Origin of the sequence: Paenibacillus sp. FSL H7-0442 (genome assembly GCF_038593105.1) — a bacterium.
GTDB lineage: Bacteria > Bacillota > Bacilli > Paenibacillales > Paenibacillaceae > Paenibacillus > Paenibacillus polymyxa_D.
Genome location: NZ_CP151963.1, coordinates 3031064 through 3052865 on the forward strand (window position 1 = coordinate 3031064; position 21802 = coordinate 3052865).

Annotated in this window: 17 protein-coding genes and 2 pseudogenes; 4 read left to right on the forward strand and 15 right to left on the reverse strand. The window is 43.4% G+C overall.

The genetic code is table 11. The annotated features are described in order from the left end of the window. Positions 1-34: 34 nt before the first annotated feature. On the reverse strand, positions 35-1138 hold the full coding sequence (locus MHH57_RS13100) for a DUF3900 domain-containing protein (protein ID WP_069011777.1): 1104 nt from the start codon (positions 1136-1138) through the stop codon (positions 35-37). Positions 1139-1527: 389 nt separating this feature from the next. Here MHH57_RS13100 and MHH57_RS13105 point away from each other — a divergent pair, with 389 nt between their 5' ends. Further along, positions 1528-2745, forward strand: coding sequence for an MFS transporter (locus MHH57_RS13105; RefSeq protein WP_341070895.1), 1218 nt, complete (start codon positions 1528-1530; stop codon positions 2743-2745). An 83-nt stretch (positions 2746-2828) separates the two neighbouring features. Here MHH57_RS13105 and MHH57_RS13110 read toward each other — a convergent pair. Continuing rightward, positions 2829-3047 (reverse strand): annotated as a pseudogene (locus MHH57_RS13110) (ABC transporter ATP-binding protein); the annotation flags it as partial. A 613-nt stretch (positions 3048-3660) separates the two neighbouring features. Between MHH57_RS13110 and MHH57_RS13115 the strand changes: the two are divergent. Next, positions 3661-5622, forward strand: a complete 1962-nt coding sequence (locus MHH57_RS13115; RefSeq protein ID WP_342434194.1) for a DNA mismatch repair protein MutS — start codon at positions 3661-3663, stop codon at positions 5620-5622. Between the two features lie 1075 nt (positions 5623-6697). On the opposite strand, the gene MHH57_RS13120 is transcribed toward MHH57_RS13115, so the two are convergent. Together MHH57_RS13120 and MHH57_RS13125 are read right to left on the reverse strand one after the other, a co-directional pair. After that, positions 6698-7654 (reverse strand): tyrosine-type recombinase/integrase, encoded by a 957-nt coding sequence (locus tag MHH57_RS13120; RefSeq protein ID WP_029517491.1) that lies wholly within the window; start codon positions 7652-7654, stop codon positions 6698-6700. Positions 7655-7954: 300 nt separating this feature from the next. Then, positions 7955-8086: pseudogene (locus MHH57_RS13125) on the reverse strand (type I methionyl aminopeptidase); the annotation flags it as partial. Positions 8087-8375: 289 nt separating this feature from the next. Here MHH57_RS13125 and MHH57_RS13130 point away from each other — a divergent pair. Continuing rightward, a complete protein-coding gene (locus MHH57_RS13130) occupies positions 8376-8543 on the forward strand; it encodes a hypothetical protein (protein ID WP_007432475.1) in 168 nt (55 codons plus the stop codon). A gap of 116 nt (positions 8544-8659) precedes the next feature. Here MHH57_RS13130 and MHH57_RS13135 read toward each other — a convergent pair whose 3' ends face one another. From MHH57_RS13135 to MHH57_RS13185, 11 genes are all read right to left on the reverse strand, one after another. Next, complete coding sequence (locus MHH57_RS13135; protein ID WP_069011774.1) at positions 8660-9706, reverse strand: iron ABC transporter permease; 1047 nt, start codon at positions 9704-9706, stop codon at positions 8660-8662. Between the two features lies 1 nt (position 9707). Further along, a complete protein-coding gene (locus tag MHH57_RS13140) occupies positions 9708-10772 on the reverse strand; it encodes an iron ABC transporter permease (RefSeq protein ID WP_069011772.1) in 1065 nt (354 codons plus the stop codon). A 224-nt stretch (positions 10773-10996) separates the two neighbouring features. Then, positions 10997-11977, reverse strand: a complete 981-nt coding sequence (locus MHH57_RS13145) for an ABC transporter substrate-binding protein (protein ID WP_342434195.1) — start codon at positions 11975-11977, stop codon at positions 10997-10999. Positions 11978-12014: 37 nt separating this feature from the next. Beyond that, positions 12015-13730 carry an ABC transporter ATP-binding protein gene (locus MHH57_RS13150; protein ID WP_069011768.1) on the reverse strand — a complete coding sequence of 572 codons (1716 nt, stop codon included), beginning with the start codon at positions 13728-13730 and terminating at the stop codon, positions 12015-12017. A 37-nt stretch (positions 13731-13767) separates the two neighbouring features. Continuing rightward, complete coding sequence (locus MHH57_RS13155; protein WP_165146575.1) at positions 13768-14775, reverse strand: ABC transporter substrate-binding protein; 1008 nt, start codon at positions 14773-14775, stop codon at positions 13768-13770. 219 nt (positions 14776-14994) lie between these two features. After that, positions 14995-15915: a ribose ABC transporter substrate-binding protein RbsB gene (rbsB, locus tag MHH57_RS13160; protein ID WP_165146578.1), complete on the reverse strand. Its 921-nt coding sequence runs from the start codon at positions 15913-15915 to the stop codon at positions 14995-14997. A 34-nt stretch (positions 15916-15949) separates the two neighbouring features. Continuing rightward, positions 15950-16918 (reverse strand): ribose ABC transporter permease, encoded by a 969-nt coding sequence (rbsC, locus tag MHH57_RS13165; RefSeq protein WP_013310465.1) that lies wholly within the window; start codon positions 16916-16918, stop codon positions 15950-15952. A 1-nt stretch (position 16919) separates the two neighbouring features. Continuing rightward, the gene (locus tag MHH57_RS13170) at positions 16920-18401 is read right to left on the reverse strand and encodes a sugar ABC transporter ATP-binding protein (protein ID WP_340885597.1); all 1482 of its coding nucleotides are present in this window, start codon (positions 18399-18401) and stop codon (positions 16920-16922) included. Between the two features lie 30 nt (positions 18402-18431). Then, complete coding sequence (rbsD, locus tag MHH57_RS13175; RefSeq protein WP_318627309.1) at positions 18432-18866, reverse strand: D-ribose pyranase; 435 nt, start codon at positions 18864-18866, stop codon at positions 18432-18434. A 1-nt stretch (position 18867) separates the two neighbouring features. Further along, positions 18868-19746: a ribokinase gene (rbsK, locus tag MHH57_RS13180; RefSeq protein ID WP_069011915.1), complete on the reverse strand. Its 879-nt coding sequence runs from the start codon at positions 19744-19746 to the stop codon at positions 18868-18870. Next, complete coding sequence (locus tag MHH57_RS13185; protein WP_069011760.1) at positions 19739-20767, reverse strand: LacI family DNA-binding transcriptional regulator; 1029 nt, start codon at positions 20765-20767, stop codon at positions 19739-19741. The genes rbsK and MHH57_RS13185 overlap by 8 nt, the downstream gene beginning before the upstream one ends. Positions 20768-20979: 212 nt before the next feature. Between MHH57_RS13185 and MHH57_RS13190 the strand changes: the two genes are divergently transcribed. Then, entirely contained in the window at positions 20980-21708 is a 729-nt protein-coding gene (locus tag MHH57_RS13190) for a DsbA family oxidoreductase (RefSeq protein WP_342434196.1), read from the forward strand. The last annotated feature ends 94 nt before the right edge of the window (positions 21709-21802 follow it).

The window sequence follows — 21802 nt, forward strand, 5'->3', positions numbered from 1 at the left end:
AAAGTTCAGTTTGTCGTCCTGTTATGCATTCAAATTACCAAGGTGGCGTATCGCCATCCACATACTCATTTTCATGCTGGCGTTTCTCTTTTAGCCGCTCAGCCACCGTTTCAAACGATTCAGGTTGAAGCAGCTCAATCGGTGAAAATCCCTTTTCAAACGTAAATGCGTCACCTTCAATAATAAGTGCATATCGATCATGAAGTTTCGTGATATGCAGCTTGGCGCCAAAGTCGGACAGTAGCCCACGCACGGCCGTATCATCTAGTTTGAAACGCACTTCAATCTCTGGTTTCAGCTCGACAATATGCTGTGCAGCCTCTACGACTTGAAGGGGTTCCCATTTCCCTTGCAGATCCCGCTTTTCGCTCGCCGCCCACAATTCCAGATCGCGCTCTTCCTGCTGTCTTTCCTCATTAGATGCATCCGGCCATTTGGTTTCTACGTAATTCTGAACGAAGCCCATGACATGCTCATTGACGATTTCCGGCATGGATTGCTCATAGGTCACGAATTTCAAAAAATCTTCAAAATACCGGGCATGCGAAGACTGGTGAATTTTAAGCTCCCACTCATCGTTCATCCCCTCCTCAAGCATGTAAGGATACATGATGGATTTCATATTACGGGCAGAAATAGCCATTTCGACCTCACTCACCAGACTGCTTTCAGTAATTCTGGCAATTTTAGGCTCGAAATCACATTTAAGCACAAAAATAAACGGATCATCCGAGTGTGTATTCAAGGTTGCCTGTACAATGATCAGCGCTCCGCCGCGTACTGCGCTCGTATCCAGATACATCCGCACCAGATCGTCACAAGCATTTTTAAAATCTTCCTTATCCTCTGCTGCCCGCAGTCGGGCGAACATATTAAAATTCGGATTACTGCTCAATTCATGCTCCGGTTCGACGATAAAGCGGCCGATTTTGGTCGGTGCCTGCTCTGTGCTGGGATTTTTTTCAACCTTCCGCTTGCTAATACGAGTAAATTCCCCGTCCAGAAATTTTTTAACATCGCTTTCGTCATAATCGTAGTCGTCCATCGTAGCGTAATGCTTATAGGACTTACCACCCTGTCCTTCTTTTCCATCTACCTGAATTACAAAAAAAGATAAAAAATCCACTTGAAAGTTCATTTACGTTCCATTCGCTCCTTTTCAGGCATGTACGCGTAATTATATCACTATGATTTTAAAAGGTACATCGGATTCAGCCGCCTATTATTAAGATAAATATTTTTAGTTAACATAATATTTATTATGTAAATTAATTTTTCGATTAGATATCATTCCTAATTCACAAGTTTAAAGTGAGTACTTTTACTACTATTCTATTTCACGTTCTTAACGATCATTGACCTCTTTATTTTCTATGCTCTACTTTCTTCATGATTCAAAAAACATTTGACTAAATAGTAGTTAATTTATTATATTATCTATTATTACATAGACAAAAATATTTTTTGTTTATTTAAAATGACATCTCAAGGATCTTGTACCCTGGAAAAGGAAAGGAGAGTTTGTAGTTGTTTAATAATCCATATATAAGGACCATAATCGCCTCCAATGCGCTGCTAAATTTGGGCATTTGGGTGCGCAACTTTGCCATACTGTTGTATGTAACAGATTTGACTCATAATGATCCCGTATACGTGTCGCTCATTTCAGTTGCTGAATTCATGCCTATTTTTCTGTTCGCTATCATTGGAGGAACATTCGCGGACCGTTGGCGGCCCAAACGGACCATGATTAGTTGCGATTTGCTGTCCGCTGCCTCTATTTTTATTGTCTTGTTGGCATTATGGTACGGGTCATGGCAGGTGCTTTTGCTGTCCACTTTCTTTTCGGCCATTCTATCTCAATTTTCTCAGCCGTCTGCGATGAAGATATTTAAGCAGCATGTAGCACCAGAACAGCTTCAGGGAGTGATGGCCCTTTTTCAATCTCTCATGGCATTATTTATGGTTATCGGCCCCGTTATCGGTACATCTATTTATCAATACTTTGGAATTTTCATTTCAATGTCTATAACCGGAATATTGTTTCTCATCTCGGCGCTTGTCCTGACTCGTATTCCACAAGATGAACAAGCACTTGAGATAGATGATCAACCCCCTCATTTCATTCAAGAGCTTAAAGAAGGAATACGTTATGTATGGAATAACCGCACACTTCGCACGCTTGGGGGAACATTCACCGTAATTGGGCTAGCAGTCGGACTTATTCAACCATTAATGGTTTTTATCGCCATCGAGAACCTTGGACAAAACAAGGAATTCCTGCAATGGCCATTAATGGCGAACGGAGCGGCTATGCTGGTGGGAGGCGGTCTGATTATGGGGGTTGCCAAAAAAGTACAGCCGCAATTACTGCTGGTGGTCGGACTTTTGGTCAGCACACTGACAACATTTGGAGTCGGATGGTCGCACAATATTGTGCTGACCATGGCACTACAAGTTTTTAGCGGCCTATTTTATCCTTGCATTCATATCGGTATCAACACAATGATGATGAAAAACGCCGAAGCTGCTTTTATCGGCCGCGTCGGTGGTGCCCTCTCTCCCCTGTTCTCCGGGATGATGGTCGTCGGTATGAGTATTGGCGGAACACTCAAACACGAATCCTCCCTGAACACCGTATATACCGTGAGCGCCGGCTTGTTTTTGGTCGGAGCGACGCTGTTGTTAGCATTGCTTCGTGACAGGCGGCCTGTACAAGCTGTCATAGCCGATGATTCTGAATAGCAGCACAAGAAGCCGCCCCTGGAGAGGTGATATGCCATCCTCCGGGGCGGTTTCTTAATGTTTGTATCATAATTTCAGACGGATTATGACTCTCTTCCTTCATGCTGTCTTTTCCACAATCGTGCATCCAGGCCGTTATCATCCAACAGCTCATCATGTTGTCCCTGCTCCACGACCATTCCTTTGTCCAATCCTACAATACGGTCTACGTTTTGTATCGTTTTGAGGCAATGAGCAATAGCGATGACCGTTCTACCTTGGACAAGGCGGTTAATAGCCTGTTGAATATCCTTCTCATTATCATTTAATAGATAACAAAACTTTATTAGATATCGAGTATACATAATATATATTATGTTAATCTAATGAACACCATTGCAGCGAATTAAAGAAGTCGGACTTGACTTCAACGCCTGTCCAATCGTATAGTATGGTTATATCTTCAATTAAGGGAGAGATTTTGATGTCGGTGAACGTTCTTAACTAAGCAATTGCATATTCAGGGAGTATCATCAGGCGCTTGTACCCTTCGGGGACAGGTTTGTTTGTTGCCGTGTTGTTACCCTGATATTAGTTAAGAACATGCGGATATCATAGATCGCCTTCGGGATTATCTTCATCTAGGCCCTATTCCGTGCTGTGTTCAGCGCGGTTTTTTTGTTTTCAGATTTTGTAACTTCCCTTTAAACGTCTTCCTTTCACGATCCCAATAGCTTAGCAAAGAACTATTGCGTGAATGAATTGGAAACACGGAACTCGGAACTACAAAAGCTGAATAACAGGCTTATTTGAAGATAAATTCCCTCTTTCCTTAAGGGCGGAGAATGAACGTTTTGTTCATTCTCCGCCCTTTTTTATTTTAACAGCAAGGTTTTCTAAATCCTTACACCACACAACCAAAGGAGAGATTTATTCATGAACGAAACTACAATGCTGCGTTTGGAATATGATCAAATTAAAACAAGAGTTTCTGAATGTGCTTTTTCTTACCTGGGTAAGCGTCACGCTGCTACTATGCGGCCAATTACTGATATCCGTACCATTAAGATTCGTCTTGACGAAACGAACGAAGCGTTACAGATCATTCGCCACGGAGCAAGCGTTCCTGTTCCTTCGTTGGAAGGTATGGAGCACATTCTTCAACTGCTCGGAACCGGGTATATGTTCAGCGAGCGTGATTTTTCTCATATGGCTCAATTCATTCGAAGCTGTAATCAACTGATAAAATATATGCATTCCAAGGCGGACGCTGCTCCAACCGTCAGCGCTTATGCATCTTCCATGTATAGCATGGAGCCACTTTTATCCGAAATCGAAAGATGTATTCATTCGGGACGTGTGACGGATATGGCCAGTAAAGAACTAGCTAAAATTCGCAAAAAAATTGCGGTTACTGAAGAACGTATCAAGAGAAAACTTGACTCTCTCACCAGCCGTCACCGATCCATTATGCAAGAAAATATGATTAGTCAGCGCAATGGCCGTTACGTGCTTCCAATCAAAAAAGAATTCCGTAAACAAGTGAAAGGTAATGTACTGGATGAATCAGGAAGTGGTCAAACGGTTTACGTTGAACCTGCCGAGATTACGAATCTGCAATTTGATCAGAGCGCGAACATGGCAGAAGAATCAAAAGAAGAAATGAAAGTGCTGGGAGACCTGACGGCAATGGCTGAGTCATACAACCGGGAACTAAGCATCAATACAGAGACAGTAGGTGTATTGGATTTTTTATTGGCAAAAGCCAAATACGCCATGACTCTGGATGCTATCCCTGTCGAACTTAACCTTAACGGGATTATAGACATCCAAGGTGCACGTCACCCGTTGATGTCCAATACCATGGTACCGCTTGATTTCTCAATTGGCGAAGGATATTCCTCACTCATCATCACCGGACCGAACACAGGCGGAAAAACGATGGCCCTCAAAAGCGTCGGTCTTTTAACACTAATGGTGCAATCTGGGCTACTGGTACCTGTTTTGCATGGCAGCCGAATGGCTGTATTCGAGGAAATTGTGGTAGACATCGGGGATGGACAAAGCATTGAACATGCTTTGAGCACCTTTTCTGCACACATCCGCAACATGATTAGCATATTAGAGACAACAGGCAACTCTACTCTGATCCTGATTGATGAAATGGCATCCGGCACCGATCCGGGAGAAGGAGTAGGTCTCTCTATCGCGTTGCTAGAAGAATTCCATCGTCGCCGGGCGACAGTAGTGGCTACAACGCACTTTAGCGAAATTAAGCATTTTGCTGAAAATACACCGGGATTTCAGAATGCTCGTATGGAGTTTGATACCGAAACGCTACAGCCTTTGTACCGACTTCGCATTGGAGAGGCCGGAGAAAGCTACGCATATGCAATTGCCCTGAAGCTGGGCATGTGGACACGTATTATCGAGCGTTCCGAGGCCATTTCTGCGGGCAGAGCATCTCAAAATACACAGGAATCGTTTGTTATTCCCCCTTGTGTTGATGATGAAATGTCTGATGATGCAAATAAGTCTCTTCCTAAAAAAGCGGCTTTTGACGATACAGCCACAAAACGGAGGAAACAAGAACTTCCTCTCAAAACCAAGCCATTTGCCCTTGGTGATAGTGTTTATGTAGGCTACCTGGATCGAACTGGAATTGTATACAAAACTGAGGATGAACGGGGGAATGTCGGAATTTTGATCCAAGGACAAAAACTGAGCATTAACAAAAAGAGGCTCGTCCTTCACATCGCTGCTACTGAACTGTATCCTGACGACTATGATCTGGATATTGTTTTAGAAACCAAGGAAAACCGCAAAAAACGGAAACTGCTGAGACGCAAGCATGTCGAAGGAGTGATGATCGAATCTCCCCCAGAAAATGAAATATAGACGCACCGGTATATTCTCAACTGAAAAATAAGCTATTTTTATATTGTCAGTGAAACTTGAATCTGCAAGCGGACACTTAACAAGAGCGATCCACTTGCAGATTCTACCACAACGAAAAACATAATATATATTATGTAAACTAAACGGTTTCCCTCTTATTTGTATTACTCAATCCGGCACTCATCGAATAATCACTTTTGTTATCATTCTAACGTTAGGATACAAAGGCAACTTATGCTTAGATTTGTAGGATTCAAAAAATTGATAGGGATGTTCTTCTTTCATGAGAACGCCCTCATTTAAATTAACTACCATAGTACCAGGTTCAAATTTATTTCTTTAAATAAATTTGTGTTAGCTTTCGTCAAGGCAATATCATACTAACCTTTAATTCACCATTGCTTTCCAGCTTATTTTGAATTATTCTAATGCTAATCATAAGACGATCATTAAAATAAGGAGGCTAGTCTATTGAAGAATGCTGTTGAAGAACTGGCGAGAATCATCGAGGATTATGAAAAAGAATTTTTTCGATCACAGAACATGAATTTAATGCCAAACCGTTCTCGGAGAAATGGTCCAAAAAAGAAATACTAGGACATCTATGCGACTCCGCTTCTAATAATCATCGAAGATTTATCATGATTAAGCATTCAACATCCCCTATCAAAATTGAATCGTATGCGCAAAATGAATGGGTGGCAGCTAATCAGTATCAGGAAGTGTTCTCTTACGTGGATGTCATACATCTATGGAAACTATTGAATAAGCAAATCATAAATGTTTTAAACTCATGTACATCATTCGATTCTAAGAAAAGATTTCAAAAAGATGACCACTCCACCGAAACATTACAGTGGCTAGTTGACGATTATATTCAGCATTTGCGGCATCATTTGGAACAAATCAATCAAAAACAAGACTAACGCTATGAAAAAGAATACTACGTTCATGATTGTAATGACCTAATGCCGTTGATGTGATTTTCAAGTCAGGATGTAATTCTGCCCAATGAGTTTACATAATTATTATTATGTAAACTCATTTTCATTTAATCTCAACTTTCACGCTGTACTTATAATCCTGATATTGGTATCTGAATATCCAGCTTATCCATTGCTTTTTCTTTTTCCCGATCAGTGACATGTGTGTATACTGTGGTTGTCTGAATGGATGAATGCCCTAGCAGCTCCTGTACGGTACGCAGATCTGCTCCCTTACGCAATAGCATTGTCGCAAATGTATGTCTCAGCTTATGGCTGGAATAAGCCTCCCGGCGTTCTATACTCTTATCTTGCTGGAATCTTTCGAACGTTTCTGTAGCGATCTGTTGAATGGTGCGCACTGCCAGACGGCGACCTTTTTGGGATACAAACATCGCATCCTCTTTACCTCTCCACGGCGTCAATCTTTCCTCCAACGCATGCTCCACAAAATCACACACGGCTTCCGGTACCGGGAGAGTACGCCACTTACGTCCTTTACCGAACACATCTAAGGTACGTCTTTCTCGACTGTAATCCGAGACATTCAATGAGTGAACCTCCCCCACCCGCAATCCCATGTAGACCATCAGCAGAAAAATTGCCATATTACGATTTGCATATTTCCCTTCCACCGCAAGCAAAAACGGATGAATATCCTTTTCATCCAGATAGACGGGCATACGATTCTTTTCAGTCTTTGCTTTTTTAATTCCCGCTGCCGGATTTGTGCTGCATAACTCAAATTCCTGTAGCGCTTTAAAAAAACTGTTCACCGCTGCATGCTTCCGGTTCCGCGTACTATCTCCGGCGCCTCCTTCCCGCGCTTTAGACAAATACGACATAACATGAATCTTCTTCACCTGATCGAGTGGTTTATCACGCAACGTGCGTAAAAACTGCTTCACATCCCCTATATAATTTTTTTGCGTATGTATCGTATATCCAGCATCCTTCATCCAAATCAAAAAAGCTTCCAGCTCCTCAGTATATATTTCATCAATTTCTTCTGTTGTATCGAGCTCCACATGTCGCAACTCTTTTTTCATCCCGCTCGCCTCCAATTCAGTTCATATTCCGAAATATACTGTAAAACGATCATTTTCGTCTGATTTTTATCGATAATTCAATCGACATCTTACGCAGGAGAGATTCCAAAAGTCGTTTTAAACCTAAACAGCGTATAATTTATATTATACGCTGTTTTTTAAACGCTTTTCAAGGGTAAATAGAGCGTTTTCCCCCTTATTTAGCAGCCGAGCGAAAGCATTTAGCATTAAAAAAACGCATAAATGCGGTTCATATTCGTTATAATTTTGTTCGCCAGTAACCAGAAAGGCACTACTACTTTATAGCAGTGTCAGAATTTGAGGACCATCCTCTGTTATCGCAACTGTATGTTCATATTGAACACAAATCGAATGATCTATTATTCGAGCTGTCCAACCGTCATGTTCCACACAAGAACCCCAACTCCCCATGATAGCCTTTAAATCAGAAAACATGAGACAGTCAAATTATATACATTAAGTTAATTGCCCCTAATCCCTTGTTATCGCCAGCATCAGGAAGTATATCTAAGAACTCATAGGGTGAGTCGCTGTCGACACGGCATGGATGATGAGAAAAAGTAATTTGCAGTCTAGCTCCGTTTTCCCTTGATCATTCAGCACGATATACTTAAAGAAGTCGAAAGGCAACCTTATATTCGACCTATGCTCATTTCAAAAATGTAGGTTTATTCATGACAAAGGGAGTGTTCATTTATTTATGAGTACCGAAATGCTGGAACGTCGAAGTGAAATTCTAAAACGAAACATCCATCAATTGCTGGTTCAGGAAAATCAACACGGCGTGACACGTCAGGAAAATTACACGTTGCATAAAATGATCAGAGAGCTGCATCAAACCTCTCATGCCTTGAATACTTCCCGTTGAGATGAAAGGCTGCTAATCAAATGAAAAAATAACCTTCAGCCCCACTCCTCCTTAGTGGTGTTGAAGGTTATTTGTTGTGTGTAGCCTTTAATTGACAGGTAGTACTCTTTCGGATGTTACCCTTTGGAGCGACTCAGCAGATATAAGAAGTATGGCGCACCAAGAATGGCTACAATCAAACCTGTCGGAATTTCTTTCTGTAAAGGTAAAGATCGTGTGATCGTATCCGCTACAAGTACCAGGAGTGCTCCGACTAAAGCACAGGTTACCAGCAACATTTTATGCTTCGGGCCCACCAGCTTTCTCGCCAAATGTGGAGCCACCAAACCGACAAAGCCGATACCGCCACTAACCGAAACACTAGAACTGGCCAATCCAACCGCAGCAGCCAGAAGGAGAATACGTTCCTTTTCGATAGGTGTACCCAACCCCGATGCGGTCTGATCCCCCAGATTAAGCACATTCATCACATTTGCTTTGTAGTATACAAAAGGAAGTAATACAATCAGCCAAGGCAACAGAGCCATTACGAATTTCCAGTTTGAGCCCCAGATGCTTCCTGCTAACCAATTAGCTACAAACGTGTAGCTTTCAGGTGTCAGCTTAAGAGTCATAATGATCATCGCAGCACTGATACCCGCCGCTACACCAATCCCGCTCAGCAGTAGCCTTGTTGGGGAAATTCCTTCGCCTTTCTTGTAAGAAAGCGCGTAGATCAGAATAGCAGCTGCTCCTGATCCAATCAGCGCAAGAGCGGGAAGTAAAAACAATGAATTTGTAGTTTGCATTGATGGAAAAAGCAATACAAACAGCATGACCATCAGCCCGGCACCCGCATTAATCCCCAGAATACCAGGGTCCGCTAGACCGTTACGCGAAACTCCCTGCATAATGCAGCCAGAAACAGCGAGGCCTGCACCGATTAGAAGGGAAATAACCATTCGTGGCAATCGGAATTCAAATAGGATTAATTCCTGCTGTGGAGTCCCTTGCCCAAATAAAGTTCTAAATAGCTCCATTGGCGAAAGCCGGATGGTTCCCGTATTTGCACTTATGGTGAACGCAGCAATGAGCAATATGAGCAGAATGACAACAACCATCCAATCATGGATTTTTTTACGATGACTAGCTTTGGCAATAGCCCCATTCGTAACGTTATTCATTTTACAGTGCCCTCCTTTCCATACGTGCCAGATAAAGGAAGAACGGAACCCCAATTAAGGCAATAAGTACACCCACTGGTGTCTCCTCAGGCGCATTAATCATACGGGCTGCCAGGTCGGCAAACACAATGAGTAAAGCTCCCATAATGGCCGAGCACGGAATAATCCAGCGATAATCGACGCCAACCAGCTTGCGGGTTATATGGGGAATAATCAATCCCACAAAACCTATAGAGCCAACCAATGACACTGCTGCACCCGCCAGAATCAGAACAAGAATCATCCCGACTACCTTTACCACCCCAGTTCGCTGACCAAGACTCAATGCAATTTCGTCTCCCAGACTAAGCAGCGTAATGGAGCGCGACAACATGAGAGCGCCGATAAAAGCTGCCACAACCCAAGGCAAAACTATACCGAGCTGAACCCACTTGGTTCCACTAAGCCCTCCGGCATACCAAAAAGCCAAATCCTGTCCAACATTAAAGTACAAACTGATCGCATCTCCTAAGGCAGACAGCAATGCCGTGACAGCTGCACCCGCCAATACAAGACGAACTGGCGTGAGACCTGATTTGGATATAGAACTTGTACCATATACCATCACAACAGCCAGAGCTGCACCAACGAAGGAATACAACATTAATTGTAAAAAAGAAGAACCCGGAAAAAGTGCAAAGCAAATCGCCATCGCCAAGCTGGCTCCCGAGTTCAGTCCAAGCAAGCCCGAGTCAGCAAGTGGATTTCGAGTCATTCCTTGCATAATTGCACCTGCAACGGCAAAGCAAACACCGATTAAAACCCCACCCAGAATTCGAGGTAGACGGATTTCCCAAATAATTTGATGGTTTTGCAACTCGGGTTTAAAATGAAAAACAGCGTTCCATACCTCTTCTAGCCTAATAGAGGCTGCACCAAAAGATAGGGATAGCGCGATACCGAACGCTAAAATTCCAAGCCCAACTGTCAGGATAAGCGTAGCCGCCCAAGGTCGCGAGTGGAATTGAGTCGGCGACTGGTTATGTTTACTTTGAGCGGGGCCATCTGATGATTCTGATAATTTCATAACTATTGTTCACCCTTACTGTTGAATAGTATGTAGCTATCACGAACTGTGTTGAAGATGATGTTGATAATGAGAATTATTATCACGCAATCTTTACTATTGTAAATTAATGTGGCAATAGCTTCAATAGCAAATTTCGAGGAGTGCCTAATGCTCTACCCTATTGTGAAAAAATAAAGCCCTTCGGCATAAATACCAAAGGGCTGCGAACAACACCGAAACGACTACTTCTGTGCGGCGTTCTCTTTATTCCGCTGGACGATCATATCTGCGATTTCCTCAGCTTGTCCTACAATGGCAATCGGGTCGAAGTACCAATATCGATCCTCCTGAAGCTCAAAAACCTTACCTTGCCGGACCGCATTCAGTGATTTCCATATGCTGTCTCCTTTGTAACCCCTCAAATCCTTGTTAACCGTCAGAAAGATATAAGAGCCTGCATATTGATTAATGACTTCTTTTGACACCGACTTCCATTGAGTCTCACCTAATAATTCTTTTTGGACAAGCGGCGGAGGTGTCAAATTGAGTCCTCTGTATACGGCCTGTCCTCCTCTGCCAAAATTATCACCATATACATAGTATTCTTTATCCGAAGCTTCCATTACGGTGAACGTATCCTCAGGCTGAATAATACCCTTTAGCTTGTCACGTGCAGCCTGCATCCGCTGATCGTATTGGGCAAGCCATGTTTTGGCTTCCTGTTCTTTTCCAAGTAGCTCACCAAAAGCTGTCAGTTCCTCATGCACATTTTTATACGTTCCATAAGGAATGACGATGGTCGGAGCAATTTTACTATATTTTTCATATTCAGAAGCATCTTTGGAACCAATTAGAATCAAGTCAGGCTCCAGAGTCAATACTGTTTCAATGGATACGCTGCCGCGATCTCCAATGCTTGCAATGCCCTGCACAAGCTCCTTCGAAAACGGATTATCCAGGTAATATTTAACACTTCCCACAGGTTTAATCCCTAGTGCTAGTAAATCATTCTGGTACATATCTACTACAATCCGCTGAGGGTGAACCGGAATCTTAATATCTCCATGAATCGTTTTGACTGTTTTCATTTCCTCTGACTTTTGTTCACTAGAATTTTGATTCTGCTTTTCATCCGGTTGCTTCACGTTTCCACTACAGGCGGTAAGAACTAAAATGACTGACAGAAGCATCATCACAATCCACATTTTCTTTGTCAAGCCCAATCTTCCTCTCTCTATTTACGGTGTCATATCGGCCTATTTACGTTCCATATTGAGCTTGGTGCAGGCGACTATACGCTCCTTTTACTGCCAATAACTCTTCATGTCTGCCTTGCTCGGCAATTCCTTGATCTGCAACTACGATAATGCGGTCAGCATTTTTGATTGTTGCCAGACGATGGGCGATAACGAGTGTCGTGCGACCTTGGGAAAGCTCTGTCAGCGCCTGCTGAATCGCGGCTTCTGTCTCTGTATCCAACGCTGATGTCGCTTCATCTAAAATGAGAATAGGCGGATTTTTAAGGAACATCCGGGCAATAGACAAACGTTGCTTTTGACCACCGGAGAGCTTTACACCTCGCTCACCGATCATTGTACCCAGACCATCCGGATATGAGCGAACAAGGTCTTCAATCTGAGCTCGACGAGCAGCATCCCAGATTTCTTCTTCCGAAGCATCAAGCTTACCGTAAGCAATATTTTCACGAATCGTTCCATCAAAGAGGAATACATCCTGCTGTACGATACCAATCATGGATCGCAGCGAATCCAGCTTCATTTCACGGATATCCATCCCATCAATGGTAATGCTACCTTCCTCAACATCGTAGAAGCGAGGCAACAAACTGCAAAGTGTCGTTTTACCTGCTCCTGAAGGACCTACAAGTGCTACGGTTTCACCTGCATGGATAGATAGGTCTACTTTGCGTAATACCTTATCTTTGCTTTCGTAACCAAACGTTACACCTGCAAATTGAATATCTCCATTAAGATGGCTAACCGCCTTGGCCCCAGGCAGATCTTCTACATCCGATTCACTTTCCAGCAAATCCAGGTACCGTCGGAAGCCGGCAATCCCTTTCGGATACGTTTCGATGACAGAATTAATTTGTTTAATTGGCCCCAGGAATACATTAGACAGCATCACAAATGCGATAAATTCCCCGTAGGTCATCTGTCCTTCGATAACAAACCATGTTCCACACACAAGCACAAACAATGAAACCAGCTTCATTAGTATAAAACTAATCGAGGAATTCCAGGCCATAATCCGGTACGCGATCAGCTTCGTTTTACGAAAACGTCCATTATTCTCAGCAAAACGTTCCATTTCATGTGCTTCGTTGGAGAACGCTTGAACAACGCGAATCCCGCTGACATTATTTTCAATGCGAGCGTTATAATCCGCAATATCAGAAAACATACGATGGAAAGCAGCAGACATTTTACGGCTGAAATAAAGAGACAAGTAAATCATGAGGGGTACAATGATGAAAGTCAGTACAGCCAGCTTCCAGTTAATGCTGAGCATGATACCAAAGGCTCCCCCCAGTGTCATCAACGCGATGAACAAATCTTCGGGTCCGTGGTGGGCAATTTCCCCAATATCCATCAGGTCGTTGGTCATACGGGAAACGAGATGCCCTGTTTTGTTATTGTCAAAAAAGCGAAAAGATTGCTTTTGTACCCGATCAAATAGCTTTTTACGCATGTCCGATTCGATGTTAATACCCAGCTTGTGCCCCCAATAGGTAACTACGTAATTCAGCGCAGCACTTATGACATAAATACCGAGTAGAGCTAGACAGGCATATAAAATCCATTTCCAGTTCCCACTGGGTAGCAAATCATCGACCACCCGGTTGACTGCAAGCGGAAAAGCTAACTCCAGCAGTGCTGCCAGCAAGGCACAAGAGAAATCAATGATGAACAAAGTCCGGTAAGGACGGTAGTATTCAAAAAACCGTCTAAGCATAGTCATGACTTCTCCTTTCTAATTTCAATTGAACTGATCACTTCGGATCAACGGAAAACATTTTGACGGCCTCATCCAGAGATTGGTCAACGGCTAGCGGTGAGTACGTAAACCACGGATCTGCTTTGATGAAATACACTTTGTGGTTCTTGACAGCCGGAAGATTTCTCCACAGTGCACTTTGTTCAATTTGCTTAAGCATTCCGTCCTTGCTCGCTTCATCATAAACCAGCATAATAATTCGGTCTCCTGATAGTTCAGGCAGCTTTTCCATTGAAATAACATCATAAACATAATTAAATCTCGGGTCCTTCGCCAGCTTCTGGCGTATGTACTCAGGAGGATTCAATTCCAGTGAACGGTAAATAACATGTCCTACATTCCGCGCTCCGTATACCCTTAACACATTCTTATCGTAGGCCATATAAATCGTAACCGTTTCATCTTTTTTGAATTTTCCAGCCAGCTTCTTTCGACCTTCTTCAGCCTTTTTGTTGAAACTAGCGATCCACTGCTCGGCTTCCTTCTCCTTACCCAGCACGGCTGCGACATTCCGCAGTTGCTCAAATAAGTCGCCATCTCCAAACGAAACGACCACGGTTGGAGCAATTTTCTCCAGCTGCTCCTTCACTTCTGGCGTGGTATATTCTGTTGTGATGATCAGGTCCGGTTGTAACTCCAGCACCTTTTCTACATTTGTCGGGTTCCCAATATTCGCAACTCCGTCAATCTTACCTTTTAAATAGTCGCCTTCCAACAAGTGGGAAGCAGCACCTGCAGGCTTAACTCCCAAGGCCAGCATAGCATCCAAATATTGTGTCGTGACAACTCGCTGTGGATTTGCAGGGATACTGATCTTATTACCAGTAGCATCAGTATATTCGCGCATGACAACCGTTTTGGATTGTCCGGAAGGATCATTAGTGCTGGTCTTGTCATTTGTCTGGTTGTTGCTAGCTGCGTTTCCACATGCACTCAATACAACCATCAAAAGAACCACAAGACAAAGCGTGGATTCCCATTTTAATCTGTATCTTTGTTGCACAATATACGTCCTCCTTAGATATATACAATTCATAATATGATAGTGATTCTCATTATCATATAATTGTTATTCTATCTTTTACCGTCTCTTCTTACAATACAAAAATAAAAACTTCCATTTATGTGTATGTATCGTCTTCGTAGAATAGCCAAAAAAAAGAACTGATGCGCATTACAGCATCAGTCCGAATAGCTTAATATGTTGGGTCAAGCGCCCTTTTTATTTCGATTGATCCACTAACTCCAGCTTAGCGGGAATGGATGTTTTCACGGTTTTACCTTGAAGTACATCCTTAGCTGCCTGCACCGCCAATTGACCAATAAGCTCGGGTTGCTGAGCTACGGTGGCTGTCAGTTTCCCTTCCTTAATTGACTTAAGCGCATCCTCGTTACCGTCAAAACCGATGACTGGAATGTTTTTACCTGAGCTTTGGATTGCTTCGATCGCACCCAACGCCATTTCATCATTGTGGGCAAATACTGCCTGAACGTCCGGGTTGCCTTGCAGCAGATTTTCCATCACGTTCAAACCTTTCGTCCGATCAAAATCGGCCGATTGTTTAGCTATGACTTTCAGATCCTTATCTGCTACTTCATGAAATCCTTTTCCGCGTTCACGGGTAGCGGATGCTCCTGGAACACCTTCCAGCTCGATCACTTTGGCACCTTTTCCAACTTGATCAATCACATATCGGGCAGCCATTCGTCCTCCCTCTACGTTGTCTGAAGCGACAAGTGCTTTTACGTCTCCTTTGTCAGCAGAACGGTCCAGTGTAATCACCGGGATGTTCAATGCATTCGCTGATTGTACCACTGTGGAGATGGCCGACGAATCTGTCGGATTTATAAGTAACGCGTTTACTCCCTGTTGAATCAGATCATCCACGTCATTACTTTGTTTCGCCGAATCATTTTGTGCATCCACAACAATAACCTGCATTCCTTGTTTTTTGGCCTCTGTCACAACTCCGTCTTTGAGAGAAACGAAGAATGGATTATTCAGCGTTGAGATCGATAAGCCGATTTTAATGTCCTTCAGGTTTGCAGCCGTTTTAGGTTTCGCCCACTCGGGCGGTTCCAAGGAACACCCTGTCATGAGCAGGAGCAGCAAGGCAGTCATGATTAATGTAAGCTTTTTCATATTTATGTGTCTCCTTCTACGCAGATTAGGTGTATTATGCGGATTTTTTACGGTCAATCAATACAGCAATAGCGATGACGATCCCTTTTACCACCATTTGATAAAATGAGTTAACCCCCAGCAAGTTCAAGCCATTGTTTAGCGTACCGATGATAAGCACACCAATTAATGTACCTACGATTCGTCCGCGTCCTCCCGAGAGGCTTGTTCCACCTAATACGACAGCCGCAATGGCGTCCAATTCATAAGAAGTACCTGCTGTCGGTTGCGCCGAGTTCAAACGTGAAGTCAAGATAGCTCCCGCCAACGCGGAAAGCATTCCAGCCAGAGAATAAATCCAGATTTTTACACGCGGTACTTTAATACCAGATACAATTGAAGCCTTCTCGTTACCACCAATGGCATACGTTTTGCGTCCGAATGGTGTTTTATGCAAAATGATCCATAGAACAGCAAAGGTAATGAGCATCGTAATCGCTGGAACCGGAATACCGAACTGATAGCCACGTCCGAACAATTGAAATACCAGACTGTCTCCGAGTCCTGTAATAGGGTTACCGTTGGTATAAACGAGTGTCAATCCTCTGAAAATAGTCATGGTTGCTAGTGTAGCAATAAACGGTGCCATTTTACCTTTCGTAATCATCAAGCCGTTGACCATCCCCATCACGCCACCCAATGCACAACCGATGATAATCGCCAAAATAGGATCGAACCCGGCCAGCATCATATTTGCGACAAACGCACTGGATAGTGCTAATATGGAGCCGACTGACAAATCAATTCCGCCTGTGAGAATAACGAAGGTCATACCGAACGCAATCAACGCATTAATGGATACCTGGCGCAATAAGTTCAAAATATTAAGCGGTTCCAAAAAGCTGGGATTTAAGACCGATACAATGATTACCAAAATAATGAGCCCCAACAATGGGCCAAGCTTCTGTGTGATTTGTGACATTTGAAAGCCTTTGCTGCTTTTTGATTCATTCATAGTTGTCATATTACTGTCCTCCTGTAGCTAGCGTCATAATATTTTCTTGTGTGGCTTCTTCCCTGCTCAGCTCTCCGCTGATCTTTCCCTCGTGCACTACGACAATACGATCGCTCATGCCGAGTACCTCAGGGAGTTCCGAGGATACCATGATAATCGCGACTCCACGTTCGGTCAACTCGTTCATCAACTGGTAGATTTCCCGCTTGGCTCCCACATCCACACCTCTCGTCGGTTCGTCAAGGATAAGTACATTCGGACCAATACCTACCCATTTGGCAATAACCACTTTTTGCTGGTTACCACCTGACAAACTGCGAACCGTTGTTTCGCCCGATTGGGTTTTGATTTGTAAGCGCTTAATTAAAGTGTTAACAAAATCTAACTCTTTTTTACCTGAAATAAATCCTTTTGAAGTAAAACTGAACAGATTCGGCAGTACCATATTTTCCCGGATAGAAAAATCCAGCACCAAACCCTCATCTTTTCGGTCTTCTGTAATGAAGCCAATCCCTAGTTTCACTGCATCATCCGGTTTACGAATAGACACCTTTTTTCCACGCACATGAATCTCACCACGATCCAAAGCATCCAGTCCAAATAACGCACGCATGATCTCGGTCCGTCCCGAGCCCATCAAGCCTGAAAAACCTACAATTTCCCCAGATCGTACAGTGAAATTCACATTTTCAAACAACCCTTTATGCGAAGCATTTTTGACCTCCAGCACCACTTCTCCCAAAGCAGGCGTTCTTACCGGGTAGCGTTCAGTCAGCTCTCTACCTACCATTTTCCGTACAACCTCATCAAAATTCGTATCGGGAATCGCCTGAGTATCCACCGTTTTCCCATCACGCATGATGGTAATCCGATCACAGATCGCGAATATTTCCTCCATCCGATGTGAAATATACACAATCGAAACACCAACTTTTTTCAAGGAAGTAATAACCTCGAATAGCTTCTGAATTTCCCGTTCGGTTAAGGCCGCTGTCGGCTCATCCATCACGATAACTTTAGCATCTGTCATGAGTGCTTTGGCAATTTCAATCATCTGCTGTTGACCCACTGAACACTCGCCTGCTTCACCGTTCAATGGAAGGTTTACCGAAAGCTTGCTGAATTGTTCATTTGCTAGCGCTTTCATTTTGGAGCTATCTAGTAAGCCCCACTTGGATGTCATTTCCTTGCCGATAAACAGATTTTCCAGCACAGTCATCTCCGGCCACACATTCAGTTCCTGATGAATAAAAGCAATTCCTTTTTGCTCCGCTTCTTTGGGGTCAGCAAAATAGGTTTCCTGGCCGTCAATGATGATCGTTCCCTCATCTCGCCGATGCAGTCCGATTAGAATATTCATCAGCGTTGATTTGCCTGCACCATTTTCACCCATGAGGGCATGTACTTCTCCTTCACGAAGATCAAAGTGAACACCACTTAGTACCTGATTGGTTCCAAAGGCTTTGTGAATTCCTTTCATTTGAATCTGCATGCTGTACCCTCCTTTTTATTCAACATTGATTTATCCAAAATGAACTCCTGCCTGCAAAATACAATTGGCATACGGTTTAGCCTCTCCTGTACGAATGATCGCCTTTGCATAACGGGTCAGCTCCTTGAATTGTTCATGAGAGCAAAACTCAATGACGGCAACCTGCTTACTAATCTGTGGCTGTTCTAATTGCTCCCCTGCAAAGTTGTGCATAATATACTGTAATGCTTGTTCATTTTCTTGTTTGATTTCTTCGGCCAGCGTTACTTTTTCGATCACCATATCTGCTGCAATGACATCAACGACGTCCTGAAAGGATGGAACACCCAGTTTAAGGGCCAAATCAATTTTGGTAACGCCTTGAGGAACAGGTAAGCCAGCATCAGCCACGACAATATAGTCAGTGTGGCCGAGGTCCGACAGTATTTTGGATATATGACTGTTTAGGATTCCATGTTTCTTCATATTATATTTGCTCCTCCACTTCACGACGGGTTGGCATTCCACCTTGGGCTCCAAATTTGGTAACGGATAATGACGCAGCACGATTAGCAAATTTCACACTGTCTGCCAGCGAATTTCCTTCAGCTAAAGCCACTGCAAAAGCAGCGTTAAACGTATCTCCTGCACCTGTCGTATCAATAGCTTCTACTTTATAAGTAGGAACCACCACTTCCTGTTCTCCGTCGAAGAACCGTACACCGTTGCTGCCCTCAGTTACAAACAGCTTGTTGGGATATTTGCGCAGCGCTTCTTGAAGACTTAAATCCTTAAACATAATGGCAGCTTCATGCTCATTAGGCGTAATGTAGGTCGCATTCGCAATTACGCTTTCCTCCACTTCACGAGCCGGGGCTGGATTCAGCAACAAGGGTATCTGGTATTTCGCACAAATCTCGCTTACGTAAACAACCGTTTCTGTTGGTATTTCCTGTTGAATTAGCACAATATCCGAACTTCGGATGACGTCAAGCGCTTCTTCCACATAGGCGGGTGTCACTTCATTATTCGCTGCTTTTACCACGACAATACTGTTATCGCCTTCAGCTAGTATAATATGCGCTGTACCGCTTTCCATATGTGTAACCGGTTTCACATAATCGGTATGAACATGATTTTCTTCAAAATTACGTAAAATCTGCTTCCCAAAATGATCATCCCCTACACGTCCAATCATCGTAACGTCGGCTCCGAGTCGTGCTGCGGCTACTGCCTGATTGGCTCCTTTACCTCCAGGTACGGTTGTGAAGCTTTCACCCAATACCGTTTCACCAGCACCGGGACGTTTGGACGAAGTAACTACGAGATCCATAGAACTGCTTCCGATAATCGAAATTTTAGCCATCATTATCCACCCTTCTCGTTGTATCCCGTTCTATAAATTTGACGGGCAATTGTATGCTTGAATAGGTAAGTACTTTCGAATGAAGATTAGGTACACTTGACTTCGTTACTTGCGAATGCTCAATCAACTGAATGAGTAGTCCTGCTGCTTCCCAGCCCATTTCATAAGCAGGCTGTCGAATCGTTGACAAAGGCGGGAATAACAAACTACTTAGTGGTATATCATCAAACCCGATAATTTGAACATCATCCGGGATTTTCTTTCCTAATCTATGTGCCTCATGCATCACCGCTGTAGCCACGATATCATTACTTGCGATAACTCCGTCCGTATCGGGATACTTGCTAAACAGCTCTTTGGCCCACGACTCGGCCTCCTTGAACGAAAAGGACGTTGTCTCGACCACATGGTAAGCAATTCCGGATTGCTGAAGCTCTTCAACCGCCCCGCGAAAACGATCTTGTGCTGGACGAATATGTGCAGGGCCCTGCATGACTGTAATTTGCTTGCTGCCGCGTGCAACCATTTCTTGAGCAGCCAAGCAACCGCCATGGGCTCCATCTGCATATACGGAGAGGCTGTCACTGGAAGTTCGATCGAGAAAAACGACCGGGATCTTCAGTTTGGCGTAACAATCGGCATCGGGATCATTGGTAGAAGAAATAACACCAACGACATTATTTTGAACAAAAGTATCCATGTAATCCAATTCTTTTTGGCGATCTTCATCACTATTACCGAAAATAATCCGGAAATCATTTTCCTGCATTCGATCCTCTACCCCACGGGCTAACAAGGGAAAGTACGGGTTCGTAATATCCGGCAGCAAGAGACCTATTAATCTAGATTTCTTTTTATACAAAGAACGTGCAACTTCATTAGGCTTGTAATTTAACTGCTTCACAGCAGCCTCAACCTTTCGACGTGTATCCTCGTGTACGTACCCAGTTTCATTAATAACTCTGGATACGGTTGCTACGGAAACCCCTGCAAAGCTGGCGACTTCTTTAATTGTTGTCATAGTGTAGGTTCAACTCCAATGTGTAACCGGTTACACATATAAAATATCACAGCATTAATTTTTTGACAAGCATTAATTATTTGCACGTTGAATCCTTTAGCTTTATAATTCTTATTGTAACTAATGAAGTTTCACCTTTATACACATTCTAAAGTGAGGAGCAATGCTCCCGGTTACACAATAAAATACGTATACATGGAGGCTTATCCCTGATGAATATTGAAGTTTGGTCTGATTATATGTGTCCGTTCTGTTATATTGGTAAACGCCGTTTGGAGCAAGTGTTACAGAAATTTCCACATCACGATGAGGTGCAATTGACATTTAAGAGTTTCGAATTGAACCCGGGTGCTGTGAGAGATAGTGGTAAAACGATCAATGAAGAACTAGCCGCTAAATATGGGGTCAGTCTGCAAGAGGCTCAGGCTATGAATGATCGAATGAACGAAAATGCACGCTCTGCGGGTCTTGAGTATAATATTCATGCCATGGTGCCGACGAACTCTTTTGATGCTCACCGCTTAACACTTTGGGCTCAAACACAAGGCAAAATGCTGGAGCTGAGCGAGCGCTTATTCCATGCTGTTTTCATCGAAGGCAAGCATACAGGGGATCATGAAGTGCTGGCAGCGCTGGCTACTGAAGTTGGTCTAGATCAAAAGGAAGCGGCTGCTATATTAGCCAGTGACCGTTTTACCGACGAAGTTAGAGCTGATGAAGCCGAAGGCGCTGAGTTGGGTGTTCAGGGTGTACCATTCTTTGTATTTGATCGAAAATTTGCCGTTTCTGGTGCCCAGCCGGAGGAAGTATTTCATGACGCACTTCAAAAAGCATGGGATGGACGCTCACCTTTCACTATGATAAGTGGCAGCTCGTCCAAACAGGATGCAGGTGGTGTATGTACGGATGAGGGTTGTGAACTTCCAGGCCGCGAGAGCTGAACAGTCCTTGAATGAACATTTCCAACTCCCTAAATAAATTTTAAAAAAGCGTGCCAGCCCCCTATTAAACCTGAGGCTGGCACGCTTCTTTATT